The sequence below is a fragment of the Flagellimonas algicola genome (genome assembly GCF_005937185.1).
In the GTDB taxonomy this organism is placed as follows: domain Bacteria; phylum Bacteroidota; class Bacteroidia; order Flavobacteriales; family Flavobacteriaceae; genus Flagellimonas; species Flagellimonas algicola.
The window spans coordinates 1787163-1799835 of sequence record NZ_VCNI01000001.1 but is presented as its reverse complement, the minus strand read 5'-3'; the positions used below and the strand labels follow the sequence as shown (position 1 = coordinate 1799835).

Annotated in this window: 12 protein-coding genes and 1 other RNA gene; 4 read left to right on the top strand and 9 right to left on the bottom strand. The window is 40.2% G+C overall.

What is annotated here, in order from left to right; genetic code table 11:
* Nucleotides 1-287: 287 nt before the first annotated feature.
* Together FGG15_RS07835 and ssrA are read right to left on the bottom strand one after the other, a co-directional pair.
* Complete coding sequence (locus FGG15_RS07835; RefSeq protein ID WP_138834936.1) at nt 288-1538, bottom strand: site-specific integrase; 1251 nt, start codon at nt 1536-1538, stop codon at nt 288-290.
* 234 nt (nt 1539-1772) lie between these two features.
* Nucleotides 1773-2171, bottom strand: a transfer-messenger RNA (tmRNA) gene (gene ssrA, locus FGG15_RS07830).
* A gap of 377 nt (nt 2172-2548) precedes the next feature.
* Here ssrA and FGG15_RS07825 point away from each other — a divergent pair.
* Both FGG15_RS07825 and FGG15_RS07820 read left to right on the top strand, forming a co-directional pair.
* Nucleotides 2549-3754, top strand: coding sequence for an NAD(P)-dependent oxidoreductase (locus FGG15_RS07825; protein WP_138834934.1), 1206 nt, complete (start codon nt 2549-2551; stop codon nt 3752-3754).
* An 83-nt stretch (nt 3755-3837) separates the two neighbouring features.
* Nucleotides 3838-4113, top strand: coding sequence for a hypothetical protein (locus FGG15_RS07820; protein ID WP_138834932.1), 276 nt, complete (start codon nt 3838-3840; stop codon nt 4111-4113).
* On the opposite strand, the gene FGG15_RS07815 is transcribed toward FGG15_RS07820, so the two are convergent.
* The 5 genes from FGG15_RS07815 to FGG15_RS07795 all read right to left on the bottom strand — a co-directional run bounded on the left by FGG15_RS07815 (nt 4110) and on the right by FGG15_RS07795 (nt 8666).
* Nucleotides 4110-5225 (bottom strand): Sb-PDE family phosphodiesterase, encoded by a 1116-nt coding sequence (locus FGG15_RS07815; RefSeq protein WP_138834930.1) that lies wholly within the window; start codon nt 5223-5225, stop codon nt 4110-4112. The genes FGG15_RS07820 and FGG15_RS07815 overlap by 4 nt on opposite strands.
* Before the next feature lie 142 nt (nt 5226-5367).
* Nucleotides 5368-6717, bottom strand: a complete 1350-nt coding sequence (creD, locus tag FGG15_RS07810; protein WP_138834928.1) for a cell envelope integrity protein CreD — start codon at nt 6715-6717, stop codon at nt 5368-5370.
* Nucleotides 6718-6766: 49 nt separating this feature from the next.
* Nucleotides 6767-7063 (bottom strand): winged helix-turn-helix domain-containing protein, encoded by a 297-nt coding sequence (locus tag FGG15_RS07805; protein ID WP_138834926.1) that lies wholly within the window; start codon nt 7061-7063, stop codon nt 6767-6769.
* 1 nt (nt 7064) lies between these two features.
* Complete coding sequence (locus tag FGG15_RS07800; RefSeq protein WP_138834924.1) at nt 7065-7670, bottom strand: hypothetical protein; 606 nt, start codon at nt 7668-7670, stop codon at nt 7065-7067.
* A gap of 81 nt (nt 7671-7751) precedes the next feature.
* Nucleotides 7752-8666: a transglutaminase domain-containing protein gene (locus FGG15_RS07795; RefSeq protein ID WP_138834921.1), complete on the bottom strand. Its 915-nt coding sequence runs from the start codon at nt 8664-8666 to the stop codon at nt 7752-7754.
* 88 nt (nt 8667-8754) lie between these two features.
* Between FGG15_RS07795 and FGG15_RS07790 the strand changes: the two genes are divergently transcribed.
* On the top strand, nt 8755-9126 hold the full coding sequence (locus tag FGG15_RS07790; RefSeq protein WP_138835440.1) for a DUF1801 domain-containing protein: 372 nt from the start codon (nt 8755-8757) through the stop codon (nt 9124-9126).
* Here FGG15_RS07790 and FGG15_RS07785 read toward each other — a convergent pair.
* A complete protein-coding gene (locus tag FGG15_RS07785; RefSeq protein WP_138834920.1) occupies nt 9123-11096 on the bottom strand; it encodes a DUF3857 domain-containing protein in 1974 nt (657 codons plus the stop codon). The genes FGG15_RS07790 and FGG15_RS07785 overlap by 4 nt on opposite strands.
* 12 nt (nt 11097-11108) lie before the next feature.
* Entirely contained in the window at nt 11109-11927 is an 819-nt protein-coding gene (gene kdsA, locus FGG15_RS07780) for a 3-deoxy-8-phosphooctulonate synthase (protein WP_138834918.1), read from the bottom strand.
* 70 nt (nt 11928-11997) lie between these two features.
* On the opposite strand from kdsA, the gene FGG15_RS07775 reads away from it, so the two are divergent.
* Entirely contained in the window at nt 11998-12555 is a 558-nt protein-coding gene (locus FGG15_RS07775; RefSeq protein WP_138834916.1) for a hypothetical protein, read from the top strand.
* Nucleotides 12556-12673 lie beyond the last annotated feature (118 nt).

Sequence of the window (12673 nt, the reverse complement as noted above, 5' to 3'; positions counted from 1 at the left end):
GCTACTTTGACATAATATAAGCCAAAACATGTAAGAGTAGGGCTTTAAAAATAGAAGAATTTTCTTTTTAATCATAATTGTTTCTTTATGAACGAGCCAATTCTTAGGACAGTATTTCAAGTTATACAACTGGTCAATATTTTGAAATACAATCTAAAGTAGGAAAGAGATTTGGCCGGGATATAGGCAGATAACTTCCAAACTCTTAACAGAACGCACCTTTTGTAAAGAGTTTATAGTGCAGAGGGGTTTTTAATGTCTTCCTAAAAGGTTCAAATAAAGAATGTTTATTTTCTCAATTTCTTACTTCGTTCCTTGTCCTCTATTCTCACCAACTTCCCCTTCAAAACCGCCATATCATCCCCCACCTTTTTATTGATGATTTTGGCATAATGTTGTGTAGTCCGTAAATCTTTATGCCCAAGCATTTTACCAACGGTTTCGATGGGCACACCGTTGGAGAGTGTTACTGTGGTGGCAAAGGTATGCCGTGCCAAATGGGTTGTCAGATTCTTTTTAATGCCACAGAGGTCTGCAATCTCTTTCAGATAGGCATTGGACTTCTGATTGCTCAAAACAGGCAGCACACATTCGCCATTGACTACCTTGGGGTGGTCTTCGTACTTTTCTAAGATGGCAAGGGCTGCAGGGAGTAAGGGCATGCTAAATTTTGCATTGGTTTTGGTGCGTTTCGCTTCGATCCATAACTCTCCATCGATATTCCGGACCAAATTATCTCTATTCAACTTCTTTACATCAATATAGGCGAGACCCGTATAGCAGCAGAATACAAACGTATCCCTGACCACAGCAATTCGCGGCCAGTTGATCTCTAGGTCGACCAAGCGTTGCAGTTCTTCAGCAGACAGAAATTCGCGATCGACCCATTTGAATTTTACTTTGTAATTATAAAAAGGATCTCTCTCGATCCAACCATTGGCAACTGCCAGGCGAACGATCTTTTTAAAATTGTTAATGTATTTCAGTGCACTATTATGGTTGCAATCTTTAACCGATTTCATAAAGTATTCAAAACGGGTAATGAACTTTAGGTCTACATCTTGTACCGGAAGGTCTTCCCGTTTGTATTCATGACAAATAAATTCGGCAATATGGTTTTTGGTAGTAAAATACCGCTTCCAGGTGCTTATGGAAAACTCCTTATCCACCAGACTTTTCATTTGGCGGTTGTGCTCATCAAATACCTCCAAAAGCATTTTTACCTCCCTGTCCTTACCCTGATAAATATTCTTTATGTCTAGAGCCGTAAATGGATTTCCTTCCTCGACCAATTGAAACTGTATTTTGTTTACCTTGGCCCGGATCATATCGAGGTATTGATTTAATTGTGTCGCTTCCATACCGGAACCCCGCATTCTTCCCGTCCGAGCATTCCATTTTTCAGGGTCAACTTTACGAGAAATGCTCAATTCACTTCGTTTGCTATTTACTGTCAAACGCAAGTATATTGGGACTTTTACATGTTTTTCGAAGTGTTTTCCTTTTAGATAAAATAGCTGAGCAAAAGATGTATTCATTTTCCGTTCTTATTTGGACGTGAACTAAGATACAAAAAATAAAAATATCTATTTTGTAATTAACATAAAATCAGTAAATTACAAGGAAATCGGTGAGTATTTTATTTTTGATAAGTACTCACCGAATAGGTGTAGTAAAATTTGATATTATTTGAGTATATTTGAATATAATTAAAATTAAAAAATCCTGTAAATCAACGATTTACAGGATTTTAATCAAATTTAGTACTCTAAAAGTGGAGCCGGGGAGAATCGAACTCCCGTCCAAACAAGCAAAGTCAATGCTTTCTACATGCTTAGTCCTTGTTCAGTTTTCGATGCACAACCGACCAAAGACCGCCTATTGTACACTTAGCTTCTTAAAGTTTTAGTGGTACCGCCAAAGCAAACTGTACCCTTATGTTGACTTTTATGGTGCTCCAAAACGAATCGCCGTCAACAAGGGCTATCCAGGAACATCTCGCTTTCCGACCTTGTCGGAACGAGGCAAATCTTACTATAATTCAGATTATGCGGCAAGAGCGTAATTATTATCGCCAATTAAAAGTGTGGAAAATGAGATTAACGAGCTATATCCCAGCGCTCGGCATGCTTACATTGCCAATGGTCTCGCTGTCAAAACCAGTCGGCCCCGTAATGAGTTAGGTAAGCTTCGCTTACCGTAAACGAATTACGTCCCGAACTAGCTTCGGGACAAAATCCTCTCATTTTTTTATCAAAGAACTATCGTCACTTCGAGTGTCCCGAACGTGTTCGGGATGTATCGAGAAGTGGGCGTTTACTCTTTCGCTAAAGCTTCAGAGCACCGGGCTATTGGCTGTACGCGCCTTTGGCGGGTACCTGCCGCTATCCCTAACGCAAAATGGAACAAATTCCGTACGTTTGCTATGCCTTTAAAATAAGGCAGGGCCTGCAAAGGTACCCCAAAAAGCATTCCAAAAAAAGTTTTGAAATCCTACCGCCAAAATGTTATGTTTGCAACATTGGTCAACCAAAAAGTTATATAATTAATGAAATTCGGCCTAATCCAAGAGCGAAAGAATCCACCAGACCGCAGGGTGGTGCTATCCCCAACCGAATGTAAAAGTGTGTTATCCAGTTTTCCACAGGCAGAAATCCAGGTGGAAACTTCACCCATCAGGGTTTTTTCGGATAGCGAATATGAAGAAATGGATCTCCCTGTTGTTAAAGATGTTAGCAATTGCGACGTACTTCTTGGTGTAAAGGAGGTTCCCATTGAATCCTTAATACCCAATAAAAAGTACTTTTTCTTTTCCCATACCATCAAAAAACAGCCTTATAACCGAAAACTGTTGCAGGCTATCTTGGATAAAAATATCGAACTCTACGATCATGAGGTCATCACCAATTCCAAAGGGCAACGTTTGGTGGCTTTTGGGAGATACGCGGGCATTGTGGGGGCCTACAACGGCATTAGGGCCTATGGACTCAAATACAATAGCTTCAATTTGCCCAAGGCCGAAACCTTAAAAGACCAGCAGGCGTTGATTGATGAGCTGAACAAAATAAAACTGCCCAATATCAAAATCTTGCTTACAGGCAGGGGCCGAGTAGGCAATGGGTCTCGCGAAATGCTGGACGCAATGGGACTTAAAAGAGTCAATGTGGCCGAATACCTTAAAGATGAATTTGATGAACCGGTGTATTGCCAGATAGATGCATCGGAATACAACAAACGAAAAGACGGGGTGCGTGGAAACAAGGCCGACTTTTTTGCCAACCCAGAAGAATATAGATCCAACTTTTTCCGATTTGCTGAGGTGACCGACTTCTATATTGCCGGACATTTTTATGGGGACGGGGCGCCCTATCTCTATACTAGAGAAGATGCGAAAAACCCTAGTTTTAAGATTAGGGTAGTGGCGGACATTAGCTGCGATATTGACGGGCCAGTCGCTAGTACAATTAGACCTTCTGAAGTGGCAGACCCCATTTATGGGTATGACCCGGCATCCGAAACCGAGGTGGATTATAAAAACCCGGAAGCAATTGCCGTAATGGCGGTGGACAATCTTCCGTGCGAACTTCCGCGTGATGCCAGCACCGGGTTTGGGGAAGCCTTTTCCAAATATGTGATTCCAGCCTTTTTCAATGGCGATGAGGATGGAGTTTTGGACCGTTCCCGTATGACCCAAAATGGAAAGCTTACCAAACGTTACGCCTACTTACAGGATTACGTGGATGGTCTGGAATAATCGCAGCTTGGTCGAACAGTAGTATTGCAATGGGATCTAGTTGAAACTTTTTACTATCTTGTTCGTTCCTTTAAGATTAAGTAGTGAAATTCAACTGGCTAATATCTGGAACCCCTGATCCAGCAACAAAGAAGGTCTGTATTGATTTGGAATATAGACTAAGACCAAGAATCACCAAGTTTCTTCTGTCCCAGTTTGATGGAGACCACCTGTTGGATTTTTCCAAATTCCATTTTGATGTTGACCTGAAAAATGAGTGGGTTTGGATTTCAGAGGATACCCCATATGACATTATAGAAAAAATCAAAGCTGATTTTGACCGAGATATCAATGGCTCGGCTTTGTTTTCAGTCGCTTAGTTTTCCACATTTATTTCCCATTCAATGGTGGGATGCTGTTTGGGAGCAATATAGGCTCCAACAGCTTCCAAAGAAAGTATGATTTGCTCCTTTTGCTCCAGTGTTTTTATCTGTAAAGTAATGGAACCTTGGGCTGGAAGCGTAAACAGGGGCGGGTTGGAATAGAAATTATAGGGCATTTTGTTTTGCAGCAATAGATCACTGCTAGAGTTATTCTTCAATTCCAATCTAACAATGGAAGTGTTGCTGATATAACTGGCCTTGCCTATTTCAATGCATGACTTTATCAGAGGTTTCAAGTTTTCTTCCTTTCCTACCAATAATTCATTGAATACGGCTACCGTACGTCCAGCAAATAGGGCCTCCTTTAGGGAAGCAGGTGTTTTCTCCTTGGCAAAAACCAAGGTAATAGGGCGGGCATGTCCGTTTTCCTTAAACCGCCAATCCACCAATCCATGGATATCGCTTGTTCCCATAATGGTCAGATTGTTCTCCAAGGCCATGGCCAAGGATTCCTCTGTATAATCCGCGTCATTAATAACCTCCATTCCATGCAGTTCCCCATTTTTGATTCGATTTTTCTGGAAATCACTGAGGTTTGGATTTCCAGTTGGATTTTGTGGATGCCAAGCGGGATGGTTCCAAAACACAAAGGCTCCTTGTTTTTTGGCCGCTGCAAAAGCGTCTTCGGCCTTATCGACAAGCAGCTTATTCGCATCCGAAATGAATATGGCATTGCTATGGCCCATAGGTGCCTTCCTGGTAATTTCAGAGCCCGCAATCACCATCAAATCATGATCTTTAGCTTCCTGCAAGGCTATTTCATAGGCCCTGTTTCTATCTGGATGTGGAATGTCTGCGGAATGGGGCTGATATTCCAAATGTTCGGTCAAAGAAACCGCATCCAAATTATCGCGGAGAGCTTCCATTATCCGAATGGTGGGCCAAACATTTCCATCGGAAAAAACGGTATGTTGGTGAAAATCCGTTTTTAAGGTAACGTACCCAGGAACATCGGGATACGTTAATGCCCCTGAGCTTTTATGGGAGTGTTCTTGGGCAAATAGTGTTGCGGATACCAGAAGGGTGAAAAATAGTGCTTGGGCTTTCATAAGGTTGGTTTTTACCAAAGGTATAAAACCATAGAATCCAATGATTTGAAAAAAGGAGTTTTCTTGGTTAAAAAATGGTTATCTGCACAAAAAAGCATACCGTCCTGAAATTTTCAGGACGGTTTTGCTAAAGCTTTGCAGACTACTGAGCTCCGGACCAATCAATTTTTCTGGAAGTGAACATGATGGTTCCCAAAATAACGAAGAGTCCAATACTGCCTACCAACAAGGCGTAGTCCTCCAGTTGGATAATCACAAAAATGAAGGTGTACAAACTGAACATGGAACCCAAAACCAACAAAGTAAATTTGGAATTTTTGAGAATGGAACGGGAGTAGGTGGTGATCAATGCCACCACGGCTGCTCCTGATATTAAATAGGCGAACAAATAATTTTGGTGCTCTGAAATGGAAATCAACAAGGTGTAGAACATGACCAAGGCCAAACCGATCATGAGGTATTGAAACGGATGGATTGCAATTTTACTACTGATCTGTATCAATAAAAAGACTAGCAGGGTCAAGCCTATGATCATAAGTCCATATTTGCTGGTGCGTTCCGTTTTTTGGTAATCGTCCACAGGCACCATGAATTCCGTTCCGAAGGAAAAGTCGGAAAGGTTGGGTAGATTGTCAAAGAAGTACTGTCCAAACCTTCGGTTGGTTTCCAATACCTTCCACTGGGCCTCAAATCCAGAAGGCCCAATTTTTTTACCTTCGGTTTCCGGTAAAAAGTTACCGTTAAAGCTGGGCGAATGCCAATTCGATTTCATAAATACTCTGGTTTCTTTTCCAATGGGAATAAATTGGAGGGAACTGCTCCCATTAATGTCAATGGTGGATGAAAATGAAAGAGGTCCATTTTGAATGGACTGAATTTCATTAAGAAATCCAGATTCCAATGTGTTCATATAGGTATTATCAAATTTGGGTTTCAAAGCGTATTCTTCCTTCCCAATTTTCACTTTTACTGTGTTCCTTATGCCTTTTAAATTACTGGTTTTGAATACTACTGTTGCTTTGTCCCAAAGAATGTTCTCGTCCGCAATTTCTTTTACTGAAAAGTTAAGTTTCGCGAATTCACCTTTGATTTGGGTCTTGGCATTATAGACCACGGATTCATAAATACCCCGTTCCAGAGGCTGCGTTTTAACGTTGGAATTTATATCGAGCTCCCAAGGAAAAAAATAAGCAGCATGTCTTTGTGGTTTTTGGGAGGTCAAAAAAGTTTTGGTCTTTTCGTCGAACACTTTTTCCTCAACATAGACATGATAGGGGACTTTTAAGATGGGGCCATTGAGCACTACCTGGTTTCCCCATTTGGTGTTTATTTCCTCAATAACCTCAGTTTGTCTAAAGCCTCTTTCCCTAATCAGGTCTTTAACAAATCCCAAAGGGATCAAAAGTATAAGGATGAGAAATCCCACCATCAACATTTTGGCCGAAATAGAGTTTCTGAACCAATTTCCAATTTTCTGTTTTTGTGTTGTCATTTTAAAGGTTTAAAAGTACTTTGAATTACAAAGTAAATAGTTAAAAAAATTATGTTTGCTTTCTAATAAGCTGTTCCAGCGCTCCAATATGTTTTTTGAACGCCATTTTGCCTAAGGACGTGGCAGAATATCTTGTGTTTGGTTTTTTTCCAATAAAGGACTTTTGAATTTTTATATACTCTGCTTTTTCCAAGGTTTTTGTATGGCTGGCCAAGTTACCGTCCGTTACATCCAATAATTCCTTAAGACGGTTGAAGTCCACCTCCTCATTAACCATAAGAATGGACATGATACCCAACCGTATTCGATGGTCAAAGAGTTTGTTTATGTTATCAATTAGCCCCATGTTAAGCTTTTTCTTCCTTGAAGTAGATCAGGCTGCCATAAATGATATGGAGCAGGCCAAAACCAATGACCCAAAACCAAAATCCATAGCCGGGTAGGGCGGCACAAATTAATCCAAGGATGATTTGAAGATAGCCCAAATATCTAACGTTACCAATGGTGTATTTGGCTGCGTTGACAAGGGCAAGGCCATAAAAGATGAGCATTAGGGAGGCCGTTAATCCGTAATGTTGACTGTTCAATTTGATCAAGATATAGATACCACCTGTAGCTAAGGGAACCAGAAAATTGATGAGGAGTCTTTTGGTGGTTTCGTCCCATACCTTTTCATTGTTTTTTTTAGCCTTTTTGGATGTCAGCAGATAAGCGGTTACCGAACTCAACACGGCCACAGCAATCAAAATTCCAGCAATCATTTTAAAGTTCCAGCTGTGTAAAACAACGTAATCGCCCTTGGGCAAAAAGAACATGTAGCCTATAAATGCGCCGGTTATAGCATAGAGACCCGCCAATATTCCGGATAGGCCACTAAGCGAAATAAAGCGGGAGGAGCGATTCATCAAATCCTTGATCTGGGAGATGTCTTCCAAGTATTTTTTTGATTCCATTATAAAGTACTTTGAAATTCAAAGTTAATGGAATTTATCAATCTGAAAAGTTATTTTTCTTTTTTTTATGATAATGGATGTTTACTGATCCACCCGGAAGGCGATAATGGGCCTTTTGCCCAGGTATAAAATAAGTTGTTGACCATTCAGGAGCTCTTTATCCAGTCGTAGTGTAGAGATGAAGAGATTTTCTCCAAGCTTTCTAATGTCCAAGTTTCTGATTTTTCTTCTTTCTTGACTGGAATGAATACTGTATTTCAACCGATTTCTTGTTGGTAATTTCTCGAATGCAAATTCCAACTCTAAATTTTCTGTCTGTTTGATCAGTCCATCGGTCAGCGGGGATAGCTCCACTTCATTTTCAAAATAGGCGGGCAAAAAAATGGGAGCCGAGAAAAAGGAATTGAGCGTAATGGGTTGTTTCAACAATTGCCATCGTTTTTTTTCCGGAAAATGTTCCTTGATAAACGCCTTGGGATCTGTATCAAAATAATGATCGTTAAATCTGCGTACGAAAACCTGTTTTACCTCGTCTACAAAACCGGCTGCCCAGGTGGGATCCATCAATTTCCATTTGTTGTTCAATTTCACGGCATTCCAAGAGTGGTTCTTATAAACTGTTTCTCCATTTAAGTCCTTAATTTCTTCTTTGGCAATTCCTGGAATCAACTTTGATTCAATCCCCAACAGATCATATAATTGTTTTAACATCATGGAATAATCAAAGCATACGCCCCTTCTATTTTTAAAAGCTTGTTTTACTTTCTTTTTCCAAACTTTTTCAAGTAATCTTTCTTTGCCCCGCTCCGAATAGTAAATGATTTTTGTTCTCGGAACAAAGAGCTCATCCATGGTTTTTCCATAGGTAATGTTGTTGGTCACCCACACAAAGGCCGCTCGTATTTTGTCAATATCATAAACAAAATCAGTTTTAATTTGATAGGCCAATTCGTCTATACTGTCAAAATGAGGATATTCCAAAACAATTTTGTCCACTTAATCGTAGTTTTGAGCAAGACAAAACACAGGAATAAACAGAAATATGTAAAGTACTATTTTGCGCATAGGTGTGTATATCAAAGATATGAATCCTTCTGAAAGCTACATTTTAGACCAAAAAGAACCGTTCAAATCCATATTGCTTCAATTGCAAGTTCTTATAGAGACCACGATTCCGGAATTGGAACTGAAATTCAAATACAGGATTCCATTTTACTATTTGGATGGAAAACCCTTTTGTTATCTCAATGTTCCAAAAAAGAAAGCTTATGTCGATGTTGGGTTTTGGAGTTCCGCCCATTTAACCGTCCATCAGGACAAAATGGTTACCGAAGGAAGAAAGGTGATGAAATCCTTAAGATACCCAAGTTTGGATCATTTGGATTCCGAGGTATTGATTGAAGTGCTCCAGAATGCGCTGGAAGTCAATCATAAGGGGTTTTGGAAAAACAATTAGTTTTTGGTCAACTTTATCATAGTGTTTTTTTGAATGTCCACCGCATTTCTGAAAAGCTCCTTAAGTGCATTGTAATGCTCTGATTTGTAATAAGAGTGGTCTATTTTTAGGTTAAACAGTACTGTGACAAAACTTCCGGCATTTGAACATTGGAGTTTTAAATACCCTGAATTCTCTGGTAAAGCAAAAGCTTTGTTTTCAGGTAGGTTTACTAAGCTATAGCCCTCTGGAATTTGGATGGTGACTTGATAGGTAAATATTCTGGGATGGCCAAAATCTATTGGATAGTTGCGCTCTTCCAAAACGAATGGATTTTGCACAAAAAACCTAATGAAAAAGGGATTAATATAAAGAACCTCCCTGTTCAACTCTTGTTCCCATTCCAATTTAAATTTTTCGACCACTTTGCTCTTGCTGTTCACCTTGTTCAAATTGGTATACTCGGATATAATTCCTTCATTTTCAGAACTAAATTTCTTTTCAAGCGCAATCAAATAATCATCTTCGGACAGTGATTGGATTGTTTTTTGTTTGGACACTCCAAAATAACCCGTTTCAGAGGTTTTGAAGTCTCCTGTTATCCGGTTATTTTCCATATCTAACAACACGCGTCCTCTCACTATCCTAGTGTTATCCTTTACTGGATTAATGGTTAACCAATAACTGCCATTCTTGAAATCCATTACCCGCCCATAGTAGTTTAAGCACCTAAATGGTAGCATTCCAAAAGGAATGTATTTATCCGTTGCATCCAATACATAACTTGTCCCACCTATATCAGCTATTGCAATGAGATAGTTGAAATCCGACATGACAGGGTGTGTTCTTTTGGGCAAGCCATTTTTTCTGGTTGACATAAGGACAATATCTGTTTTCAAGCCTGCCAATTGAAGCAGATTGATTAATGTAAGATTGATTTCACCTACACTTCCCATTTGCTTCTCAAATGCGGATTTTACGCGACTGCCCTTATGGATACTATATTTGTTGTTCCACGTAAAGTGATTCTGGACAAAGTCATAGATTCCCATGGCTCTTTTTAGAGAATCAGGTTCTTCAAAAAGCATCTGAGGTACATTTTTTCCAAAAAATGATTGCTTGGTCAACTGCCGCCCTATGTCCTTATCTGTTCTAAACTCACGATCCACATCCTTCCAGCTTTTGGTATAGTTTTCCACATTGCCGTTTACGGATGTATGTTGGGACATTTCAAAATCGATTCTGGAAATATAATTGGAAGCTGCCAGCATGTAATCCTCATCTTCCTTGAAGGCAGGGATGTCTTTTATGGCATAGCGGATTACCTCACAATCTGCGGCGACAGCGTAACCTGGAACTTTAAAGCAGCTCTTTTTTATTGTGGATTCATTTACATCCAAATTTAATGTGCCTACGAAGGATCGGTTGTAAACATAGTTTCCAGGAATTTCGGCATAAAATTCACTCCTAACTTTTGGAATATCACCTTGAAAGGACCAGCCGGTCAAGTTAAAGAGATATGGAGAAACCAATTCGTATTCATATTCCAGGATGCTACCCTCTTTCACATTGGGAAATGTAAATCTCATTTCAGACCAATTTTCGGTAAGGTCTGTAACGTAAATATTATCTTTTTTAAGCCAAAACTTGGTAACGCCATTGTGAGTGATTGCCCTAATATCCCGAACTTTTTCTCTAGCTTGATCAGTATGGTAGTATCGAATGGAAATATCTGCTTGATCAAAACCGTGCTGATCCAGAATTTTGATTTTGACATGGTACTTTTTAACCAGTTGTATGCGCTTATTTATAACTGCAAATCGATCTTCCCCCCTTTCATGCAGAACAATAGCATGGGCTGTTGTATCCTGTGGATATTCGGTGAAGTTTATTTCAAATTTATTTAGCTGACCAAATTCATGCTTGTCTTGTCCAAATAGGGCGATACTATAGCACCATATTAGCCCTAGAGCCAGTTTTTTAAGATTCATAAAAATTAGGAATTATAGGGAATTGACGGCTTTTCTAAGTGTTACCAGATCGGTAAGCAACTTTTCCAGCAAACTAAGATCCAACATGTTGGCGCCATCACTTTTGGCATTGGCGGGGTCAAAATGGGTTTCCATAAAAAGTCCGTCCACACCAGCTGCTATTCCAGCACGGGCCATGGTGCCAATCAAGGCAGGTCTACCACCGGTAACTCCTGAAGATTGATTGGGTTGTTGTAGACTGTGGGTCACATCCAGAACCACGGGAGCATATTGTTTCATGGTGGGTATGCCCCTAAAGTCAACCACCATATCTTGATAACCGAACATGGTGCCCCGATCGGTAATCCAGGCTTTGTCACTGCCAGAATCTGAAACTTTTCTAACCGCATGCTGCATGCTTTCCGGACTCATAAATTGCCCTTTTTTTAGGTTGACCACTTTTCCTGTTTTGGCGGCCGCTACCACTAAATCGGTTTGACGTACCAAAAAGGCAGGGATTTGAAGCACGTCCACATATTCAGCCGCTTTGGAGGCATCAGAAACTTCATGAATATCTGTTACCGTTGGTACTTTAAATGTTTCCGAAACTCTTCTCAGGATTTTAAGTGCTTTTTCATCCCCAATTCCGGTAAAGGAATCAATCCTACTTCGGTTGGCTTTTTTAAAACTCCCTTTAAACACATAGGGTATTTCCAGCTTGTCTGTGATTTCCACTACTCGCTCCGCAATGCGAAGGGCCATATCTTCACCTTCAATGGCACAAGGACCGGCCAAAAGGAAAAAATTATCACTTTTTGTATGTTTTATCTGGGGAATTACGTCTAACTGCATGCACAAAGAGTTTGTGCAAAAATACTATTTTGAACAAGGAATAGTTTTAATAGTGCCAAATTAACCTACAATGTTTAGAATTCAACTGATTGCAGCGCTGTTCTGCTCCATTTTGGGGTATGGTCAGTATGGGAAAAATTGTGAGGTAAGGCAGTTCAAGCTCAACATTGCCAATCCCGGTTTAGAGTACGAAATGGGATTGGGGGTCAACAGTACGTTGGACGTTCGCATTGCCTGGCAGGCGGCCTTGGAACCAGCTAGCTCCGAACCCTTGGAAAACTATGATTTTTTTCCGGCTATAACCGTCCAAAACAGACATTACCACAATTTTAATGGGAGGCAAAGACGAGGACGGGATATCTATGGAAATTCCGGAAATTATTTAGCGCCAACAATTGCTCTGTTTTCTCCAGACGCCCGCGTTGTTGAGGGTAGAGTTGTGGATGGAGTGCATGGCTATGGTGGTCTGGTATATGGGATTCAACGAAGTTTTAATGCCGGCCTTAGCTTTTCCATTGATGCTGGAGCGGGATATTATTTAGGACCCTTTGCTGGCGGTGTTCACCCTGTAGTAAATCTGAGTGTTGGATGGATCATTAGTGAGAAACGTTGGTGTGTTGGAAGATAGGGAATTCCCTCTTGTATTTGTTTCCTTCATTTTTTCCTTACTACAATAGAATCAATACGAATGTGATTTTTGGTTCGGTCTTTGATTAAAAAAACCGCATAACCAAAAATTAAACAAA

Bases quoted from the DNA above. Each gene is read 5' to 3' on its own strand.
- FGG15_RS07835 (WP_138834936.1), bottom strand. From the start codon at position 1,538: ATGAATACATCTTTTGCTCAGCTATTTTATCTAAAAGGAAAACACTTC.
- FGG15_RS07825 (WP_138834934.1), top strand. From the start codon at position 2,549: ATGAAATTCGGCCTAATCCAAGAGCGAAAGAATCCACCAGACCGCAGG.
- FGG15_RS07815 (WP_138834930.1), bottom strand. From the start codon at position 5,225: ATGAAAGCCCAAGCACTATTTTTCACCCTTCTGGTATCCGCAACACTA.
- creD (WP_138834928.1), bottom strand. From the start codon at position 6,717: ATGACAACACAAAAACAGAAAATTGGAAATTGGTTCAGAAACTCTATT.
- FGG15_RS07805 (WP_138834926.1), bottom strand. From the start codon at position 7,063: ATGGGGCTAATTGATAACATAAACAAACTCTTTGACCATCGAATACGG.
- FGG15_RS07800 (WP_138834924.1), bottom strand. From the start codon at position 7,670: ATGGAATCAAAAAAATACTTGGAAGACATCTCCCAGATCAAGGATTTG.
- FGG15_RS07790 (WP_138835440.1), top strand. From the start codon at position 8,755: ATGAATCCTTCTGAAAGCTACATTTTAGACCAAAAAGAACCGTTCAAA.
- FGG15_RS07785 (WP_138834920.1), bottom strand. From the start codon at position 11,096: ATGAATCTTAAAAAACTGGCTCTAGGGCTAATATGGTGCTATAGTATC.
- kdsA (WP_138834918.1), bottom strand. From the start codon at position 11,927: ATGCAGTTAGACGTAATTCCCCAGATAAAACATACAAAAAGTGATAAT.
- FGG15_RS07775 (WP_138834916.1), top strand. From the start codon at position 11,998: ATGTTTAGAATTCAACTGATTGCAGCGCTGTTCTGCTCCATTTTGGGG.